At 73.0% G+C, this 18,354-nt stretch carries 19 protein-coding genes and 1 pseudogene; 8 read left to right on the top strand and 12 right to left on the bottom strand.

Annotation, left to right across the window (positions count from 1 at the left end):
- The first annotated feature begins 38 nt into the window (after positions 1–38).
- Complete coding sequence (locus CUC05_RS18570) at positions 39–467, top strand: hypothetical protein (protein ID WP_157965749.1); 429 nt, start codon at positions 39–41, stop codon at positions 465–467.
- A 22-nt stretch (positions 468–489) separates the two neighbouring features.
- Here the strand turns inward: CUC05_RS18570 and CUC05_RS18565 are convergent, their stop codons facing one another.
- The 8 genes from CUC05_RS18565 to CUC05_RS18535 form a co-directional block, all read right to left on the bottom strand.
- Complete coding sequence (locus tag CUC05_RS18565; RefSeq protein ID WP_108667626.1) at positions 490–1,839, bottom strand: DUF58 domain-containing protein; 1,350 nt, start codon at positions 1,837–1,839, stop codon at positions 490–492.
- Positions 1,836–2,798 (bottom strand): AAA family ATPase, encoded by a 963-nt coding sequence (locus CUC05_RS18560; protein ID WP_108667625.1) that lies wholly within the window; start codon positions 2,796–2,798, stop codon positions 1,836–1,838. The genes CUC05_RS18565 and CUC05_RS18560 overlap by 4 nt, the downstream gene beginning before the upstream one ends.
- Positions 2,791–3,933: a DUF4350 domain-containing protein gene (locus tag CUC05_RS18555; protein WP_108667624.1), complete on the bottom strand. Its 1,143-nt coding sequence runs from the start codon at positions 3,931–3,933 to the stop codon at positions 2,791–2,793. Before CUC05_RS18555 ends, CUC05_RS18560 begins: the two co-directional genes overlap by 8 nt.
- Positions 3,930–4,580 (bottom strand): DUF4129 domain-containing protein, encoded by a 651-nt coding sequence (locus CUC05_RS24860; protein ID WP_157965748.1) that lies wholly within the window; start codon positions 4,578–4,580, stop codon positions 3,930–3,932. Before CUC05_RS24860 ends, CUC05_RS18555 begins: the two co-directional genes overlap by 4 nt.
- Complete coding sequence (locus CUC05_RS24855) at positions 4,577–5,662, bottom strand: hypothetical protein (protein WP_157965747.1); 1,086 nt, start codon at positions 5,660–5,662, stop codon at positions 4,577–4,579. The genes CUC05_RS24860 and CUC05_RS24855 overlap by 4 nt, the downstream gene beginning before the upstream one ends.
- 12 nt (positions 5,663–5,674) lie before the next feature.
- Positions 5,675–6,121 carry a hypothetical protein gene (locus CUC05_RS24315; protein ID WP_114476337.1) on the bottom strand — a complete coding sequence of 149 codons (447 nt, stop codon included), beginning with the start codon at positions 6,119–6,121 and terminating at the stop codon, positions 5,675–5,677.
- Positions 6,122–6,185: 64 nt separating this feature from the next.
- Positions 6,186–6,932 carry an SDR family NAD(P)-dependent oxidoreductase gene (locus CUC05_RS18540; RefSeq protein ID WP_108667622.1) on the bottom strand — a complete coding sequence of 249 codons (747 nt, stop codon included), beginning with the start codon at positions 6,930–6,932 and terminating at the stop codon, positions 6,186–6,188.
- Positions 6,933–7,000: 68 nt separating this feature from the next.
- The gene (locus CUC05_RS18535; RefSeq protein ID WP_108667621.1) at positions 7,001–7,669 is read right to left on the bottom strand and encodes a hypothetical protein; all 669 of its coding nucleotides are present in this window, start codon (positions 7,667–7,669) and stop codon (positions 7,001–7,003) included.
- A 188-nt stretch (positions 7,670–7,857) separates the two neighbouring features.
- Here CUC05_RS18535 and CUC05_RS18530 point away from each other — a divergent pair, with 188 nt between their 5' ends.
- Entirely contained in the window at positions 7,858–8,187 is a 330-nt protein-coding gene (locus CUC05_RS18530) for a (2Fe-2S) ferredoxin domain-containing protein (protein ID WP_108667620.1), read from the top strand.
- Positions 8,188–8,664: 477 nt separating this feature from the next.
- Here the strand turns inward: CUC05_RS18530 and CUC05_RS18525 are convergent, their stop codons facing one another.
- Positions 8,665–9,300 (bottom strand): TetR family transcriptional regulator, encoded by a 636-nt coding sequence (locus CUC05_RS18525; protein ID WP_157965746.1) that lies wholly within the window; start codon positions 9,298–9,300, stop codon positions 8,665–8,667.
- Between the two features lie 82 nt (positions 9,301–9,382).
- Between CUC05_RS18525 and CUC05_RS18520 the strand changes: the two genes are divergently transcribed.
- Together CUC05_RS18520 and CUC05_RS18515 are read left to right on the top strand one after the other, a co-directional pair.
- Positions 9,383–9,898 carry a nitroreductase/quinone reductase family protein gene (locus CUC05_RS18520; RefSeq protein ID WP_157965745.1) on the top strand — a complete coding sequence of 172 codons (516 nt, stop codon included), beginning with the start codon at positions 9,383–9,385 and terminating at the stop codon, positions 9,896–9,898.
- Positions 9,899–9,978: 80 nt separating this feature from the next.
- Entirely contained in the window at positions 9,979–10,422 is a 444-nt protein-coding gene (locus CUC05_RS18515; protein WP_157965744.1) for a hypothetical protein, read from the top strand.
- Positions 10,423–10,489: 67 nt separating this feature from the next.
- Here the strand turns inward: CUC05_RS18515 and CUC05_RS18510 are convergent, their stop codons facing one another.
- Complete coding sequence (locus CUC05_RS18510; protein WP_108667617.1) at positions 10,490–10,975, bottom strand: Lrp/AsnC family transcriptional regulator; 486 nt, start codon at positions 10,973–10,975, stop codon at positions 10,490–10,492.
- A gap of 64 nt (positions 10,976–11,039) precedes the next feature.
- Here CUC05_RS18510 and hppD point away from each other — a divergent pair, with 64 nt between their 5' ends.
- Positions 11,040–12,179 (top strand): 4-hydroxyphenylpyruvate dioxygenase, encoded by a 1,140-nt coding sequence (gene hppD, locus CUC05_RS18505; RefSeq protein ID WP_108667616.1) that lies wholly within the window; start codon positions 11,040–11,042, stop codon positions 12,177–12,179.
- Positions 12,180–12,209: 30 nt separating this feature from the next.
- Here the strand turns inward: hppD and CUC05_RS18500 are convergent, their stop codons facing one another.
- Positions 12,210–13,940, bottom strand: a complete 1,731-nt coding sequence (locus CUC05_RS18500; RefSeq protein ID WP_205712425.1) for a phospho-sugar mutase — start codon at positions 13,938–13,940, stop codon at positions 12,210–12,212.
- Positions 13,941–13,982: 42 nt separating this feature from the next.
- Positions 13,983–16,238, bottom strand: coding sequence for a threonine synthase (locus CUC05_RS24310; RefSeq protein ID WP_114476336.1), 2,256 nt, complete (start codon positions 16,236–16,238; stop codon positions 13,983–13,985).
- A gap of 21 nt (positions 16,239–16,259) precedes the next feature.
- On the opposite strand from CUC05_RS24310, the gene pdxH reads away from it, so the two are divergent.
- The 3 genes and pseudogenes from pdxH to CUC05_RS25405 form a co-directional block, all read left to right on the top strand.
- A complete protein-coding gene (gene pdxH / locus CUC05_RS18490; RefSeq protein ID WP_108667614.1) occupies positions 16,260–16,904 on the top strand; it encodes a pyridoxamine 5'-phosphate oxidase in 645 nt (214 codons plus the stop codon).
- 168 nt (positions 16,905–17,072) lie between these two features.
- Entirely contained in the window at positions 17,073–17,588 is a 516-nt protein-coding gene (locus tag CUC05_RS18485; protein WP_108667613.1) for a DUF2059 domain-containing protein, read from the top strand.
- Positions 17,524–18,354, top strand: a pseudogene (locus tag CUC05_RS25405) (hypothetical protein); the annotation flags it as partial. The gene CUC05_RS18485 and the pseudogene CUC05_RS25405, both read left to right, overlap by 65 nt.

Here is an 18,354-nt window from a genome sequence, read left to right as displayed (position 1 = left end):
TCCCCCGTCCCGACGGACCCAAGCAGGATGACTAGTCTGTGTCAACCACCACTCGCCGCAGGGGGAACTTCTCGATGGTCCAGACCGACGCCGCCACCCGTCCGACACCCACCGCCCGCGCCTGGCCCGCCCGAACCGCCGGGGGACTCCTGGTCCTGCTGGGCCTCGCCAACGCCGTGCTGGGCCTCCTGGCGATGGCCAGCGACCTCATCCTGTTGTCACCCGGGGCCGCAGGCGGACTGCTCGTCCTGGGACTGACGACGACCGCCCTCGGCGTGATGGTGCTGCGGGGATCCGGGGCCGCCACCACCGCGGCGCTGACCGTCTTCGCGGTCCTGCTGGTGCTGCAGCTCGGCGACGCGGCTGCCGGGGGCTCGGACGCGGACGGGGCGATGGGCCGAAGCGTGGTCCTCGTCGTCATCGTCGCCGCGCTGGCATGGGCCCGTCGGTCGATCGCCAGCCGCTGACCCGAGCCGACGAGGACGCCGGCTACAGCGCCCCTGCGGCCTTGAGGTCGAGGTAGGCGTCGATCAGCCGTCCGGGCAGCAGCGTCGGGGTGGCGTCGACCACGGTCGCACCGACGGTCCGCAGCGTGCGGCTGACCCGGCGACGCGATTCCTCCGCCTCGATCGCGGCCGCCATCCGGTAGGCGGCGGTCGGATCGCGGGGGGCGTCGGTGGTCCAGGCGGCGATCGAGGGATCCGCCGGGGAGGCAACGAGGACGAGGTGGCGTCGACCGAGGAGGGGCAGCGCCGGGACCAACGACTCGTGGACGGGACCGGCGGCGAGGTCGGTGAGCACGACCACCAGCGCCCGTCGCCGGTAGCGGGCCAGCGCCTCACCGAACGCGCCGCGGTAGTCCGGTTCGACCAGCTCGGGGTCGATGTCGGCCAGCGTCTGCACCAGCCGGGTCATCTGGGCGTTGCCGCCCCGGGGCGGCAGCGTGCCGGTGACCACGTCGGAGAAGGTGACCAACCCGACGCGGTCACCGAGGCCGGTGGCGATGCGGGTCAGCGCCATCGCCGCGTCCATGGCGTGCTCCAGGCGCGGGGCTCGGCCCAGCAGCTCGGGGCCGTCGTGGCGATCGTCGATCGGTCGTCGGCCCATCCGGCCCGCCATCGTGCGCCCGTGGTCGAGCAGGATCAGCACGTGCTGGTTGCGTTCGGCCCGGTAGGTCCGCACGATCGGCCGCAGTGCCCTGGCGGTGGCGGCCCAGTCGATGCGACGCGTCTCGTCGTCGGGCGTGTACTCCCGGAGCGACTCGAAGTCGGTGCCCTGGCCACGCAGGCGAACCGTCCGGACGCCCTCGCTGAGGCGCAGGGCCCGGTGGAGCCGCAGCTCGGTCTCCTGGCGGCTCGGGAAGGCCGGGTGGACCCGGACCCGGGTGTGGACCGGCACGGTCCGCTGGCGGTCGACCAGGCCGAGCGGGCCACGCGACCGGAGCGTGACGGCCTCCAGGTCGATGGCCCCGCGTCGGGCCGGCCGCACGGTCCCGTCGGCGTGGACCCGCGCGCCGCCCGGCACCACGACCCGGGCCCGCCGGTCGACGGCGCGCAGGCTCTCGGGCAGGGCGTCGGCCAGGTGCACCCGTGCCCGTCGTCGCGTGGGGTTGGTGACCACCCACCGAAGCCGGGCGTCGGTGTCGATCACGAGGACCTGGTCGACCTCGCGCTGGAGGACCAGTCGGCGGGGCGACACCGCGAGGGCCACGTCGACGACGACCGCCACGAGGAGCAGCAGGTTGCCGAGCACCCATGTGCCTGCGCCCCACGTGCCCAACGGCAGCACGAGGAGGCCCACCAGCAGGAGGGCCGCCGGCAGCCGCCGGGTGGGGATCACCGTGGCACGGGCACCGCGGCGAGGATGCCCCGCAGGACCGAGTCCGCGTCGCCGCCCTCGAGCTCCACGTCGGGGCGGACCTGGACGCGGTGGCGGAGGGCCGGCATCGCCATGGCCTTGACGTCGTCGGGGGTGACGAAGTCACGGCCGGTCAGCCACGCCCATGCCTTGGCGGCCTTCAGCAGCATCGTGGAGCCACGTGGGCTGATCCCGAGCACCAGGGACGGTGACTGGCGGCTGGCCGTGGCGATGTCGACGATGTAGGCGAGCACCGCCGGGTCGGTGCGGATGGCCTGGATGCCGGCACGAGCTGCCGCGAGGTCCTCGGGGCCCGCGACCGGCCGGATGCCCGAGGCACGCACGTCGTGGGGGTTCATGCCGGCGTCGTGTCGGCGCAGCACCTCGTGTTCGTCCTCCACGGCGGGGTACCCGACGACCAGCTTGAACAGGAACCGGTCGAGCTGCGCTTCCGGCAGCGGGTAGGTGCCCTCGTACTCGACCGGGTTCTGGGTGGCGACGACCAGGAACGGATCGGGCAGCACCCGTGGGGTCCCCTCGACGGTGACGCGGCGCTCCTCCATGGCCTCCAGCAGCGCCGACTGGGTGCGCGGTGGGGTGCGGTTGATCTCGTCGGCCAGCAGCAGGTTGGTGAACACCGGCCCCTCGCGGAACCTGAACGCCCCCTGCAGCGACGTCGCGTCGGCGTCGTAGACGCTCTGGCCGAGCACGTCGGACGGCATCAGGTCGGGGGTGAACTGCACGCGGGTCTGCTGCAGGTCCAGCGCCGCGGCCATCGACGCGACGACGAGGGTCTTGGCGGTGCCGGGCACCCCCTCGAGCAGCACGTGGCCGCCGACGAGCAGGGCGGTGAGCAGCCCGCTCACGGTGCCGTGCTGGCCGACGACGGTCCTGGCCACTTCGTCGCGGACGGCGACGATGGCGTTCCTGGGGTCACTCACGGGTCGGGCTCCTGTCGGGCACGAGGTCGTCGGTCGGGGGTCGGTGGGCGTCCACGCGGTGCAGCGTGCGACGCAGGGCGGCCGTCCGGCGGGCGAGCAGGACCAGCTCGTCGTCGGTGTGGGGCAACGGCCCGTCGAGGGCTGCCCGCAGGTCCTCGGCGGGAAGGCGGGTCCGGTCGGCCACGAGGGTGATCAGCTCCTCGCCGTGCACGTCGTCGGGGATGCCCAGCCGGCTGTGCAGCTCCAGCAGCGCCTGCTGCCGCAGGACCGCCCCGGCGTCGGCCGCTCGGCCGGCACGCTGCAGCAGGTGGCCGGTGGACACGGTCGTCTCCGAGGCGTCGACCCGGACGGGCGGGTCCTCCCACACCGGTCGGCCGTGGCGGGGTGCCCGCCACCACAGGATCGCCAGCCACAGCAACGGGATCTGAAGCAGCGCGACCTGGACCTGCTCGGGCAGGATCGCCAGCAGGCCGTCCTCGCCGCGGGCCGTCGGGTCGTCACCGGTGACCACGCGGACGGCGCGGTCGTCGACGGGCTGGAGGAGGTTGACCAGCAGGACGGCGTTGTCGGCGGCGTCGAGCAGCTCGTTGGTCAGCGTGAACGGGCCGCCGAGGCTGACGATGCGGCCCTCCCCCACCTCCTCGGTCACCATCCAGTGGCCGCCGTTGCGGGGGAAGCAGCCCGTCGCCCCCTCGGGCAGGGTGAAGACGATCCCGTCCGCCACGCTGACCCGTTCCACGCCCGCGACGGCCGGGGCGTCGCAGGCCGGCTCGATGGTGGGTTCGGTGAAGGCGATGCTGGTGACCCCACCCAGTCCCGGGGCGAGCGCCGACAGCGGGTCGGCCACGACGAGGGTCCCGCCGTCGGCGACCCAGCTGCGGACGCCGGCTCGCTGGTCGTCGGTCATCTGGTCGAGGATCACGAGCGCGGTGGCGTGGGTGGCCGTGGGGACGCCGTCGGCAACCTCGACATCGGCACCGACCTCCTCCAGCACGTCGAGGATGCCGGCCACACCGGCCGGCCCGGTCGAGTCGGGGTCGAGGGGCGGCCCGTCCCCCCGCCGCGGCCCGATCGCGACGACCGCGACCACCACGAGGACGACGGCCCCGAGGATCCCCCAGCGTCGCCGGGTCACCCGCTCCCCCCTCCGCCGACCGGGGACGGCAACGAGCCGGCGGCGACGACGGCAGCCTGCGCGTCGAGCCCGTCCTGCACGTCCTCGGCGGTGACGTCCCGGCGGCCGTACCAGGCGGCCTCGAACAGGCGGGTCAGCCGGTCGAAGGCAGTCCGGCCGGCGGGCAGGGCGTCGGCCAGCGCGGCGGCGTACTCGCCCGTGGTGCGGCCGGGCACCTCCTCCAGCAGGCCCGCCCGAGCGAGCAGGGCGACCGTCTCGCGGTACCGGCAGCGCAGCGCGTCACGGTGACGGCCGGCGGCAGCGTGCGAGGCGGCTTCGCTGCCCCAGTCCCGAGCGGAACGACCAGTGGGCCCGTCCACGATCGGATCGACGGTGTGGCCACGTCGGAACCGGCTGAGCGTGCGCCAGGCCACCACCACGATGGCGACCACCAGCACCGCGAGCACCACGCTGCCCACCCACGACCCGTCCCCGCCCTGGCCGGCGAGGCGCAGCAGCAGCCGTCCGAGCTGCTCCACGAGCGCATCGACGAGGCGGTCCAGCAACGAGTCCCCGGCTGCGGTCTGGCGGTACTCGGGCCGTCCGAGCACCTCCTCGACCGCCCGGCGGACCTCCTCGGGCGAGGCCTGCGCCAGCAGCGGGGTCATGGCAGCTCCCGCCGGCGTCGTGCCCGTTGCACGAGGTCGTGGCCCTCGAGGCGGGCCCGTGAGTCCATGAACATCAGCGTCGCGGTGTGGGCGGTGAGCGGTCCCTGGATCAGGCCGGAGGTGATGGCGGCGATGGCCAGCAGCACCCACGCCCACCCGAACCCGCCGATGAAGCCGAGGACCTCCGGCACCCCGCTGATGAGGGTGGCGATCAGGGCGATCACGAACGTCGTGCCGAGGACCACCGCGAGGGTCGCGGCGTACCGGCGCCTGGTCAGCGCCACCGAACGTCGGATCGCCGCGACCGGGCCGAGCCCCTCGATCACGACCGCGGGGGCGACCCGCACGAAGAAGGGCAGCAGCAGGGAGGTGAGCAGGAGGACCGGGGCCAGCGCCACGGCGGCCGCGACCTCTGCCCCGGCGAGCGCCAGCAGGGCGAGCGGTGCTGCGGGCACCGCGTAGGCCAGGGCGTGCAGCCACCATGCCCCCAGCAACGCCGGCCCGCGCTGTCGCCAGGTGCGGACGACCACGCCCGCGGAGGGCTGGCCGCCGTCGATCACCCGGCTGGCCAGCGCGATCCAGCCACCGGCGAGCAACGGCAGGACGGTGGCCTGGACCAGGACCAGCCCGACCACGGCGGCGGTCGGGTCCCCACCCTCGCCGAGCAGCGCGGCGGCGGCCTCGGGATCCTCCAGCAGGCCCCCGAGCCCGCCGGTCAGGACGGAGTCGCGCTGCAGGAAGGCCACAAGCAGGTGGAGCGGCACGAGGACCGCGAGCGACACGCCGACGATGACCCGCCGGGATGCCCGGTACAGCTGGAACGCGCCGTCGAGGATGTCGGTGAACCCCATGGGGCCGCTGGGCACGGGCGGGTCGACCGGACGGGCCCGCCCGTTCCCCGCGGGTGAGACGGTGGCGGTGTGGCGGTCGCGCTCCATGGCGGCGGCCACGGACCCGGTCGCCGGCGCGTTGGTCGATTCGGGCGGGGCGAAGGCGGGCGCGATGGGAGCCGGCGGGGCAGCCGTGGCACGCGAGGAGGACGCTGCGCCCCCGTCTGCTGCCACCCGACCGTCCTCACCCATCAGGCGGGCAGCCTAGTGCGCCGGCGGTCGCGGCGGTGCCTGGTCGGCCGGCGCGCCCCCGGCCGGTGCATCCTCGGCCCGGGTGTCCTCGGCCCGGGTGTCCTCGGCCCGGGTGTCCTCTTCCGATCCCGGCGCGGCTGACATCGGCGGGGGCGGTGGGTCCGGCGACTCGGCCAGCACCGGGCCAGCTGCGGGGTCGTCCGGATCGGGGGTGATGTGGGCGTGGGCGCCCTGCAGCGCATCCCATGCCGCGGCGACCCGGGCGAGGTGCTGCTCGACGGCCGTACGGTCGTAGCCGACCGCCGCCAGCGGGAAGTCGGTGCGGGTGATGTCGGCCGTCGTCGGGATGCCGTCCCACGGACGCAGGACCGGCCCCGTCTCGACGGGGACCTCCTCGGCGTACAGCGCCCACAGCAGGAGGCCGCCGAGCACGACGACCACCGGGATGACCACGATCATGGCTGCGGACCCTACCCCGCCGAGGGGCCGGAGGAGCCAGCCGGCGGGTGGACGACCGGAGGAGTCACAACCCCTGGATCTCGCCCCCGTCGACGGGCAGGACCACGCCGGTGACGAAGCTGGCACGTTCGCTGGCGAGGAACGTGGCGGCGGCCCCGAACTCCTCCGGGCGACCCACCCTCCCCAGCGGGATGTTGGCGGCCATGGCCTCCAGGCCGGCCTCGACGTCGTCGCCGGCGAGCTGCTCGAGGCGGGCCGTCCGCGTCGATCCCGGGGCCAGCACGTTGACGGTGATGTTGCCCGCGCCGAGGTCGGCGACGAGGGACTTGGCGTAGCCGAGGATGCCGGCGCGGGCGGTGTTGGAGAGCGCCAGCCCGGGGATCGGCTGCTTCACCGACTTGGAGGTGACGAACAGGATGCGTCCCCAGCCCGCCCGGCGGATGTGCGGCAGGGCGGCCTGGACGAGGTTGATCTGGCTGAGGAGGCTCAGCTCGACCGCGGCACGGTAGTCGGCGACGTCGAACGCGGTCGCCATGCCCTGGGGTGGGCCGCCGGCGTTGGCGACGAGGATGTGCAGCCCGCCGAGCCGGTCGGCCAGCTCGTCGATCCAGGCGGTCGCGGCGTCGTGGTCGGTGACGTCGACGGTGGCGACGTGGTCGACCCGGTCGCCGACCGCGTCGGCCCGGTCGGCGCTGCGGCCGCAGACGGCGACGGTGGCCCCCTCGGCCCGCAGCGCCTCGGCGGTCGCAAGGCCCAGTCCGGAGGTGCCGCCGGCGATGGCGGCCACCCGGCCGCGGAGTCCCATGTCCATCGGTGCTGTCGTCCTTCGTGGTCGGGGGTCGTGTGATCGGGGTCGCGTGGTCGGGGTCGTGTGATCGGTCAGGGTTGCAGGTCGAGGTCGGGGTCGCGCTCGAACGGGATCTCCTCGCAGGCGGGGCCGTCGGGCGGCAGGACCTCCTCCACCTGCCAGTCGGCACGTCCCGCGGTCAACGACGCGAAGTCGACCACCACGTCCCCGTCGTTCTCCACGGTGACGGTGAACCGGTCGAGGGAGCGCGGCGAGGGTCCTTCGGCGATCTGCCCGTGCTGGTCCCACCGCGAGCCGGTGGAGTTGGCGCCGAACCATCCGCTGGAAGGGCACCAGGCGACCCCGAGGCGACCGTACTCCTCCGGCAGCGGGCCGTTGGTGTTGAAGGCGTGCAGGAGGCCGTCGAACTCGGTGATCCAGGCGCAGGGGTTGTTGTCGTTCAGGCAGACCCGGCGGGGCCGGTCCGCCACGGCGTCGCGGACGGCGTCGACGTGGCCGATGACGACCGTGGTGGCGCCGGAGGGCTGCAGGCCCTGGAAGAAGACGGCCCCGATGACGAGGATGGCTGCCGCGGCCAGGGCCGGGATCGCCAGGCGGAGGATGCGCACCTTCGGATCGCCCGGGTTGGGTCCCGGGCCACGTGACTGGACGAGGCTGCGCTTGCGGTCGACGTCGTCCCGTTCGGTCCCGCGGTCGGGGAACCGGGGGTCGAAGGCGTCGATCGGCTGCTCGTCGGGCACCCGCCGGAGTCTAGGCCGACGGGCTCAGCCGGCCGGCCTGGCGTGGCCGGCGGGGTCGATGTCGGCATCGCGGACCATGCCGAGCCGGACGTGCGCGCCGACGAGGCGGCCGGTGGACTCCATGTCCGGGAGCGTAGTGGAGGTGCGCCGCACTACGATCGTCCCCCACCGAACCCGTCGGAGGTCACGTGTCGAAGCCCAGCAAGTTCGTGTTCGTCTGCATCAACGAGCGCGACCCCGAACATCCCCGCCCGTCGTGCTTCCCCCTCGGGGGCGCCGACATCTTCAACGCGCTGCGGGAGGAGCAGGGACGCCGCCGCAACGAGGACGTCAAGGTCGTCGCCGCCCTGTGCCTTGAGGCCTGCCGCGTCGGCCCCGTCGTGGGCGTCTACCCCGACGACGTCTACTACGGCGGCGTCACCGAGGCCGACGTCCCCGGCATCATGGACCACCTCGAGGGCGGCGATCCGGTCGGCTTCCTCCAGATCGGCGAGGACGACTTCCGGTACAAGGGCTGACCGAGGACCCGAACCGCGCCGCAGGCGCTTCGTGAGGCCCGGAGGGCAGCCCGGGGGTTCGAAAGGGGGCGGAGCCTGCGGAGCCCCCTTGGGCAAACAGGGCTGACCGAGGACCCGAACCGCGCCGCAGGCGCTTCGTGAGGCCCGGAGGGCAGCCCGGGGGTTCGAAAGGGGGCGGAGCCTGCGGAGCCCCCTTGTGCAAGCAGGGCTGACCGAGGACACGAGGTCCGAGCGCCAGCGAGGGCCGAGGCCCGGAGGGCAGCCCGGGGCCCCGAAGCGCGTTGTGGCGTTGGCGGATCTTGACCCACCCGTCGACGGTATTCACCCCTGCGAGGCGCCGAAACCCCTGAACCCCGGGCACGCCCTGACGGAAGTTGACCCAGCCACGACGTTCCCCCGCGGAAATGGGTCGAATTCCGTCCCCGGGGCGGGTCGGGGCGGGGCGGGCGGACGGGACGGCAGCCGCAGGCCCGGGGGTCAGGTGGTCTCGGGGTCGGCCGGGGGGAGGCCGGCGAGGCCGGTCCAGAGGACGCGGACGAGGTGGCGGGCCAGCTGGTCGCGGCTCATCTGCTCGCCCTCGCTGCGGCGGGCCAGCCACCAGTCCCCCGCCGCCTGGACCATGCCGATCATGCCGTGGGCGAAGGCCTCCGCGCCGGCCGTGGATCGGCCGAACCGCTCGAGCTCGGCGGTCACGACGTCGGTGACCTTGCCGGCCAGCCGGTGGGTGAAGCGGCTGAGGTGCTCGATGACGTCCGGCGACTCCACGGGGGCCCGCTGGACCAGGAACTCGTAGATCTCCGGCTCGGACTCGATGAAGGCCAAGTAGGCCGTGATCGTCCGGTCGAGCATGCCTCGCGGGTCGCTCTCCTCGGTGGGCTCCACGTCGAGGATGTCCTGCAGCCGCTTGACGTACCGGTCGGCCAGCGCGCCGGCCAGGTCGCCCTTGTCGCTGATGAACCGGTAGAGGACTGGCTTGGTCACCCCGGCAGCCGCAGCCACGTCCGCCATGGTCACCGCCGGGCCGGCCTCGCGGATGGCGGCGTCAGCGGCGTCCAGGAACTCGGATCGGCGACGCGCTCGGCGTTCCTCGGTGGCAGCAGTGCGGCTCGACATCACCGCAGATGATACCACCGGTAACACCTCAACCGGCTGCTCGCGACCCCCTCCATGCACTGCAGACCCTACGCTGCCGACGATGGGCATCCCTCCGGTCGACCCCACCAACCCCCTCCGCGGACCGCGCTGGCTCGCCGAACCCTACGCCCGGTTCGGCCGCACCTCGATGGGACGCTGGCTGGGCATCAACGTCCTGACCCCCGTCGACCCGTACCTGCTGAAGTGGAGCAGGGGTCGCGCGTCGATCTTCGGGATCTACCGACACGTCCAGCTCACCGTCCCCGGACGCACGACCGGAATCCCCCGCACCGTCCAGCTCGTGTACTTCACCGAAGGCGACGACGTGATGCTGATGGCGTCGTCGTTCGGTCGACCCGACTACCCCGCCTGGTACCACAACGTGCTGGCCCACCCCACGGTGACGCTGACCGCCGACGGGGAGTCCCATGACTACGTCGCCCGGGAGGTCGAGGGGCAGGAGCGCGACGACCTGTTCGTGAAGGCCACGACCCTCTACGCCGGGTTCGCGGACTACCAACGGCTGATCGACGAGGCCGGCCGCCACCTGCCGATCCTGCGCCTCTCCCCTGCCTGATCGGTAGCAGCGGGGAGGAATCGAGACCGGGGTGGCGAACTGTCCGTGCGACACCACCCCCAACCGTGCTCGGAGACCTCGTGCCGTCCCTTCCCGTCAAGCTGATCGCCGTCCTGGCCCTCGTCGTCATGGCCGCCGTGCCCGTGGGCGCCGACGACGACGTCCTGCAGCCCTGCACCACCAGCAACCCGACGATCACCCTCGCCGGTGAGTCCCACACGCCCGACACACCCCTGGAGCCCCTCGTCGGTGAGACCTCCATCACCTTCACCGTGGACCTGGCCGGCAACCCCGTGACCGACACGAAGGCCAACGTCGACCTGTTCCTGACCTGGGACGACGAGGTCAGCGACTTCGACATGGCCATCGGTGAGGACGGCACCTACGGCACGACGGTCCTCGACGGGCCGAGCGAGGCGCTGCTGGTGACCAACGCCACCCACTGCTCGACCATCACCGTGGACATCCTCAACTTCGCCGGCAGCCCGCTGGCAACCCTGAACCTGGCCACGAGCGCCCGCTGACCCGACGACCTCGACGCCCGTCCGCATCACGCGGGCGGGCGTCGTCGTGTCCGGCTGCACCCGGCGGTCACACGCGGACCGAGCGGTCCTCCTTGAACGTCTCCAGGACCACCGCGGACTCGACGTGGGCCAGGCCGGGCAGGCCCGACACCTCGTCCTCCAGCAGCTCGCGGTACCCGGCGACGTCCGGGACGCGGATCTTGAGCATGAAGTCGGCGGTCCCGGTCAGATAGTGGCACTCGGCCACCGCGTCGACGTCGGCGATGGCGTCCCGGAAGGCGTGCACCGCCTCGCGTCCGTGGTGGTCGAGGCGGATCAGCAGCAGCACCGTCATGCCGTAGCCGAGCGGCTCGGGATCCAGGTCGGCGTGGTACCCGCGGATGATCCCCGCGTCCTCGAGCCGACGTGTCCGCTCCAGCGTGGCCGGCGGGGTCAGGCCCACCTCGCGGGCCACCGCGGCGTTGGACATGCGCGCGTTGGCCTGCAGCAGCTGCAGGATCCGACGGTCGATCTCGTCCAGCCGGGGTTGTGCGATCGATTCCAGTGTTCCCATGGCGCTTTCCACTTGTTAGGCTGGAGTCCAGTCCTGCTTGCCGATCATAAAGGAGATCACGGGAATGACCGCAGACCTCATGCCCCTGCTCGGGTACCACCACATCGAGTACTACGTGGGGAACGCCAAGCAGGCCATGCACTACTACCGCACGGCCTTCGGCTTCACCCCCGTCGCCTACGCGGGCCCCGAGACGGGCCAGCGCGACAAGGCGTCCTGGGTCATGCGCCAGGGCGACATCACCTGGGTGATGACCGCCGGGCTCGGCCCGGACTCCGAGATCTGCCAGCACCAGCTGGCCCACGGCGACGGCGTCAAGGACGTCGCCCTGGAGGTCCCCGACGCCGAGACCGCCCACCGCGTCGCCCTCGAGCGCGGCGCCGAGAGCGTCATGGCCCCCACGGTCATGGAGGACGAGCACGGCAAGGTCGTCATCGCGAGGATCAAGGCCTACGGCGACACCGTCCACAGCTTCGTGGACCGCTCCAACTACTCCGGCGTCTTCCTGCCCGGGTACCAGCCGCTCGCCCACGAGGCGACCGACGGCACCGGTACCAAGACCCCCCTGTACGCCCCCGAGGGCACCGACATCGGCCTTCGCTTCGTCGACCACGTCGTCGCCAACACCCACCTCGGCGGCATGGACGACCTGGCCGGCTTCTACAGCCGCATCATGGGCTTCACCCAGCTGAAGCACTTCGACGACGAGGCCATCTCCACGGAGTACTCGGCCCTGATGAGCAAGGTCCTCTGGGACGGCGAGGGCCGCATCAAGCTGCCCATCAACGAGCCGGCCGAGGGCAAGAAGAAGTCCCAGATCGAGGAGTACCTGGACTACTACGGCACCCCCGGCGTCCAGCACCTCGCCCTGCACACCGACGACATCGTCGAGACCGTCAAGGCCCTCCGCGCCAACGGCGTGCGCTTCATGCGGGTCCCCGAGACCTACTACGCCGAGCAGCAGGAGAAGCTGGACTGGGACGAGATCGCCGAGCCGATCGAGGCCCTGGCCGAGCAGAACATCCTCATCGACACCGACGAGGAGGGCTACCTGCTGCAGATCTTCACCGAGCCCGTGCAGGACCGCCCCACGGTGTTCTACGAGATCATCGAGCGGCACGGCGCCAAGGGCTTCGGCGAGGGCAACTTCAAGGCCCTGTTCGAGGCCATCGAACGCGAGCAGGACCTCCGCGGCAACCTGTAGCGAGCGTGCCAGCTGTCCCTGCCCGGCGGATCATCCGCCGGGCAGCGTGCGTTCCATGAAGGCCGTGAGGACCCGGTCGGCCCGGGCCTCGGCGATCCGTCGTGCCTCGGCCGGGTCGTCGTGGCGCTCGACCGCCTCGGCGTAGAACTTCAGCTTCGGTTCGGTCCCGCTGGGCCGGACCATGACACGGGTCCCGTCGGCGCCGACGTAGCGCAGCAGCGGAGTGGCCGGCAGGTCGATCTCGTCGAAGGAGCCGTCGGTGCGGGTGACGATGCCGGCGTCGTGGTCCCAGACCTCGACGATCTCCTCGCCCTCGAGGTCGGTCGGGGGTTGCTGCCGCAGTCCGTCGAGCGCCTGCTGCACCAGGTCGTCCTCGCCGTCGTCCAGCAGCACCGACCGGCCCAGGGTCATGTGGGCGCCGTAGGCGCCGACCATGTCGTCGAGCACGTCGCCGACCGTACGGCCCCGTGCCCTCGTCCGTGCGGCGAGGTCGGCCACGCACAGCGCCGCCGAGATGCCGTCCTTGTCCCGGACGAGGTCGCCGACGGTCACGCCGAGGGCCTGCTCGTAGGCGAGCACCATCCGGGCGTCCGCCAGCTCCTCCGCGGCCAGCGACAGCCACTTGAACCCGGTGAGGGTCTCGCGGTAGATCGCGTCGTGAGCGGCGGCGATGCGCGCCAGCAACGACGACGACACGACGGTGGTTCCCACGGCCGGGCGCAGCCCACCGGTCATGCGGCCGTTGGACAGCAGGTCCTCGGCCAGCAGCGTCCCGATCTCGTCGCCGTTGAGCAGCCGCCACTCGCCGTCCCGCCGGATGCCGACGGCGATGCGGTCACCGTCGGGGTCGTTGGCCAGGATCAGGTCCGCGTCGACATCGGTGGCCATCGCGACGGCGAGGTCCATCGCCCCGGGCTCCTCGGGGTTGGGGAACTCCACCGTCGGGAACGCCGGGTCGGGCTCGGCCTGCTCGGGCACCACGTGCAGGTCGGTGAACCCGGCCTCCCGGAGGACACGACCGCACAGCTCGCCGGCCACACCGTGCAGCGGGGTGTAGGCGATGCGCAGGTCACGTGGCCCGTCGGCCTCGATGAGGTCGACCACCGCCGCCACGTAGTGGTCGATCACGTCGTTGGGGGCACGCCAGATCAGCTCATCGTCGGCCGGGGCGAGCGGCACGCTGCCGAGCGACCCGACGGCGTCGATGGCCTGGGAGATCTCGCTGTCCAGCGGCGCGACGATCTGCCGTCCGGAGGGGCCGTAGACCTTGTAGCCGTTGTCGGCCGGCGGGTTGTGGCTGGCGGTGATCATCACGCCGGCCGCCGCCTCGAGATAGCGGATCGCGAAGGCCACGATCGGCGTGGGCACGACCTCGGGGAACGTCCACACCCCGAGGCCCGCGCCGGCGAGGACCCGGACGGTGTCGGCCTCGAACGCGTCGCTCTTGTGGCGGGCATCGCGGCCGACGACGACACCTCGGGCACCGGCTCCGGCGGCGGCGTTCAGCCGGTCGGCCAGGCCCGCGGTGACCCGGCGGACCATGGCCCGGTTCATCCGGTTGGGGCCGGCCCCGATCGCGCCGCGCATGCCCGCGGTGCCGAACTCGAGGCGGTCGCCGAAGCGGTCCTCCAGACCGGGGAGGTCATCGAGGTCCAGCAGGCGCTGGAGCTCCTCCCGCGTGTCGGGATCGGGGTCCTCCGCCAACCAGGCAAGGGCCTGCTCGCGGTGGTCCATCACGCCGTCGTTGGAAGTGGAAGCCATCGGCCCGCACCCTAGAGCACCGGGCGGAGATCCGACTCGTGTTCAGGCGTCCCGGGGAGGGGTGGGGAGCGGGTGCACCACGATCTCGCGGAACGGTGGACGCGGCAGCCGGAGCGAGGGTTCGTCCGTCGTCGCCTCGGCAGGTGCGTCGTCGGCGGCGAACGGATCCTTGGTGTCGGGCGCCCGGCCTGCCGGGGGTCCGGCGTCGGGGGCGCCTGCGGCCTCCGGTGTGGACGCACCCGTCGACGGGATGGCCGAGGGCGTCGGCATCGCGGGTTCGGGCAACGGCGGGGCGACGGTCGGCTGCTCGGGGCCCGGTCCCTCGTGGGGCGGCGGGGCAGGTGACACCGGTTGGACCGGTGTCGCGGCAGGCGGGCCCGCCGACGGCTGGACGGGGGCGGGGGGCTGGGCAGCGACGGGGTCTGCGGGCGGGGCGACTGCCGCGGGACGGACGTCGGGGACGGACCCGGCGCCGGCGGTCCCGGGCACGCGTGGCTGGGGTTCCGGCGATCGGAGGACCTGTGCCTCACCGGGGACACGTGGGCCCCCGATGTCCCGGCGGGCGATGTGCACCGGCGCAGGGGCAACGGCGCGCGCCGCCGACAGCTCGGCGTCGTCCACGACCACGGTGTCGCCACCACCGGCGGCGGCGGGGTCCTCGACGGGCTCGTCGCTGACCTCGTCCGGGTCGACGGCGCCCTCGACGGGCTCGCCGTCGGCGTCGTCGGATTCGGCATCGTCCGGGTCGCCCGCGTCGTCGGAGTCGATCTCGTCGGGATCGGCCTCGTCGTCGGAGTCGATCTCGTCCGGGTCGCGCGTGACGATCCGCTGGGCCATCAGCTCGGCGATGCGTGCCCGTCCGGTCTCGCGTGACGTGGGAGGGGAGGGTGCCTCGTCGAGCGCGACTGGCTCGTCGCCGTCCGGTTCGACCGCATCGTCGGGCTCGTCGGGCTCGAGGCGTGGGGCCGGGCCGGCGGGTTCGGATGGCTCGCCTCGAGGTCCGTCGTCACGGCTGGACGGCGTTGCCGACCGCGTGGGAGCGGTCGCCCGGCCGGCCCGCCCACGTCGCACGAGCTCGAGCAGGTCGGGATCGTCGGCGTCCTCGGGGCGAAGGGTGACGGGGCGGGGCAGCTCCGGTGGGGGGTACTTGTGGCCGATCCCGGTGTCGAAGACCACGACGCGTTCGTTGGCGGACAGCCATCCCTCGTCGGCGAGGCTGGCCACCGCGGCCAGCGCCGCGGCGGTCTCGGGCGAGACATACCCCACGCCCCGGCGACCGGCCAGGCGCTGGACCGCGTCGATCTCCTGCTCGGGCACCGCCACCGCGGTGCCCTCGGACTCGCGCAGCGCCGACAGGATCAGCCGATCACCGATCGCCGACGGCACCCGCAGCCCGCTGGCCCGTGTCGACGGGTCGACCCACGGCTCTGCGGTCTCGGCGCCGGCGGCGAAGGCCCGCACGATCGGGGCACACCCCTGGGCCTGCACGCTGACCATCCGCGGACGGCCCGCGCCGGCAAGGCCCAGCGCCTCGAGCTCGTCGAAGGCCTTCCACATCCCGATCAGGCCGGTTCCCCCGCCCGTCGGGTAGACGATGACGTCGGGCATCGTCCAGCCGAGCTGCTCGACGAGCTCCAGCCCCATCGTCTTCTTGCCCTCGACGCGGTAGGGCTCCTTCATCGTGGAGACGTCGAAGGCACCCGTTCGTTCGGCGATCGCGCGGGCCACCCGCCCGCAGTCGGTGATGAAGCCCTCGACCAGCACGACCTGGGCGCCGCACATCTGGGCCTCGACCAGGTTGGACTCCGGGACGTCGGCCGGCATCACGACGGTGACCGGCAGGCCCGCCGCGGCGCCGTAGGCGGCCAGCGCACCCCCGGCGTTGCCCGCCGACGGCGCGATCAGCGACCTGGCACCCAGCTCGCGGGCACGCGACACGGCCGCGGTCATCCCCCGCGCCTTGAACGAGCCGGTCGGCTGCTGCCCCTCCGCCTTGACCAGCAGGTTGTCCACCCCGAGGGCGGGGCCCAGCCGTGTGGCCTTCAGCAACGGCGTGGAGCCCTCGCCGAGGTGTACCCGATGCCGTGCGTCCCTGACGGGCAGCAGCTCGCGCCAGCGCCACATGCCCGGACCGTGCCGCTCGGCGAGTGATCTGGGGGTCAGCGTGCGCGCGGCCCGCTCGAGGTCGTACCGTGCCAGCAACGGTGCGCCATCGACGGGATCGACGCGCTGAAGCACGTCCGCGTCATAGCGTGCCCCGCTGCGCGAACCCTCGAGAAAGCTGAGGCTGGACTCCACGATGGCTGAGGATAGGACGTCATGACGACGGATCCGGTGAGCGAGCGCCGTGGCTACGGCGACGACGGCCTCGACTCGGACGACCTGCAGGCCGATCCGATCGCCCAGCTGCAGGCCTGGCTGCACCACGCGGGCACGACCGACCAGGGCGTCGAGGCGAGCGCGATGACCCTCGCGACCGTCGACCGCGACGGCCGTCCCGCGGCCCGGACGGTGCTCCTGCGCCGCATCAAGAACGGCCGGCTGTACTTCTACACCTCCTACGGTTCGCGCAAGGCACGACACCTCGACGACAACCCACACGTCGCCCTGCTGTTCCGCTGGGCGAACCCTGCCCGCCAGGTGGAGGTCCTCGGCTCGGCGGTCCGTGCCACCCCCGAGGAGTCCGACGCCTACTTCGCCTCCCGTCCGCGGGGATCACAGCTCGGTGCGCACGCCTCCCCCCAGTCCGCGCCGATCGAGGGACGCCACGTCCTCGACCAGCGGCTCGCCGACGTGGCGGCCATGGTCGGCACCGGTGAGGTCCCCCGGCCGGACGGCTGGGGCGGGTACGTGGTCACGCCCCGGCGCTTCGAGTTCTGGCAGGGGCGGGACGACCGGTTGCACGACCGGTTCGTCTACGAGTTCCAGCGCGGTGCGTGGCGGATCTCCCGCCTGGCGCCCTGACTCCCCGCTCCGGATTTCCGGAACCAGAACGATGTGATTCGGTAAAGGTCCTCTTCCGAGTGACCGAGACCCCCTGTGTACGTACGACTGCGTAGTCACAAATCACCATCGCGCCGTCCCGTCCCCGCCTGCTCGGACCGCGCGCCACCCCCACAGGGAGAACACATCGTGTCCCGTCTCACCGCCGCCATCCTGTGCGTCCTGCTGCTTGCCGTCGCCGCCCCGGCAAGCGCCCAGGACCCAACTGCCTCCGTCGCCGACGCCCGCGGGCTGTCGACCGATGTCGACCTCCTCGGAACGGAGGTGTTGCCGCTGGAGGGCCTGCCGAGCGTGATGGCCTTCTCCGCCGGCACCGACCCGGTCGAGGCCAACGACGTCCTGGTGCCCGTGCCCGCCGCCCCGCTCGTCGGCGCCGCCGTCATCGAGGTCGCGGCCACCGCCGGTCCCGACGGCGCTGCGCTCGCCGACAGCGAGGTCGCCGACGTCGTCCTCCTGGAGATCCCCGGGGTCGGCGCCGTCGTCGAGGTCGGGGCCGTGCACGCCGCCGTCAGCCTCGACTGCGACGGCGTCGCCACGACGTCCACCACCATCGACCGGCTGCGGATCCTGGGTCAGGGACGTGCCGCTGGCCGGGCTGGTCCCGACCAACCTGGCCATCCCGATCGAGGTCCCGCTGCCGCTTGACCCGCTGGGCCTGGCCGAGCCGCTCGAGGTCGCCACCCTCGTCCTCAACGAGGTCGTCGCCGACACCGACCGCCACGGGGTCACCGTGTCCGGCCTGCACCTCTACATCGGTGACACCCTCGCCTCGCTGCCGCTGCTGGGCCTGACCGAGCTCGCCAACGTCGACGTCGCCGTCGCCAGCGCCCACGCCTCCTCCACCTGCGCGACCGTCGCCGACGAGGTCCCGGACTCCGCCGTGGCCGTCACGGTCGACCCGGGTGAGGCCGACGCCGACGGCGTCGTGCCCGTCGACATCACCCTGACCAACCGCACCGATGGCGTCGCCACGGTCACCGAGGTGCTGGCGTCCCTGCCGCCCGGCACCGTCGTCGTCGGCACCTCCGAGGAGCTGTTCGGCGCCGCCGAGGACCTCGAGGACAACCCGCTGCGCGCCGACGTCGACATCCCCCTCGCCGGTGGGGAGTCGATCACCGGCACCGTGTTCGTGCGCCTGCCCGTGGACGGCAACCCCGCGATGGACGTCGCCATCACCTCCACGGAGGGTCCCGGCCGCAGCGGCACGGTCGTGCTGCCCGCGCGTGTCGCCGTCGACGACGACCCCGACGACGACGGACTGACCAACGACGAGGAGGACGAGGAGGGCACCGACCCGGTTGACCCCGACACCGACGACGACGGCCTCACCGACGGCGAGGAAGTCAACGACCACGGCACCGACCCCCTCGACCCCGACACCGACGACGACGGCCTCACCGACGGCGAGGAA

Origin of the sequence: Euzebya rosea, from assembly GCF_003073135.1 — a bacterium.
Lineage (GTDB): Bacteria > Actinomycetota > Nitriliruptoria > Euzebyales > Euzebyaceae > Euzebya > Euzebya rosea.
Note: the sequence above shows the minus strand (reverse complement) of the source record. Positions and strands in the feature narration are given on the sequence as shown.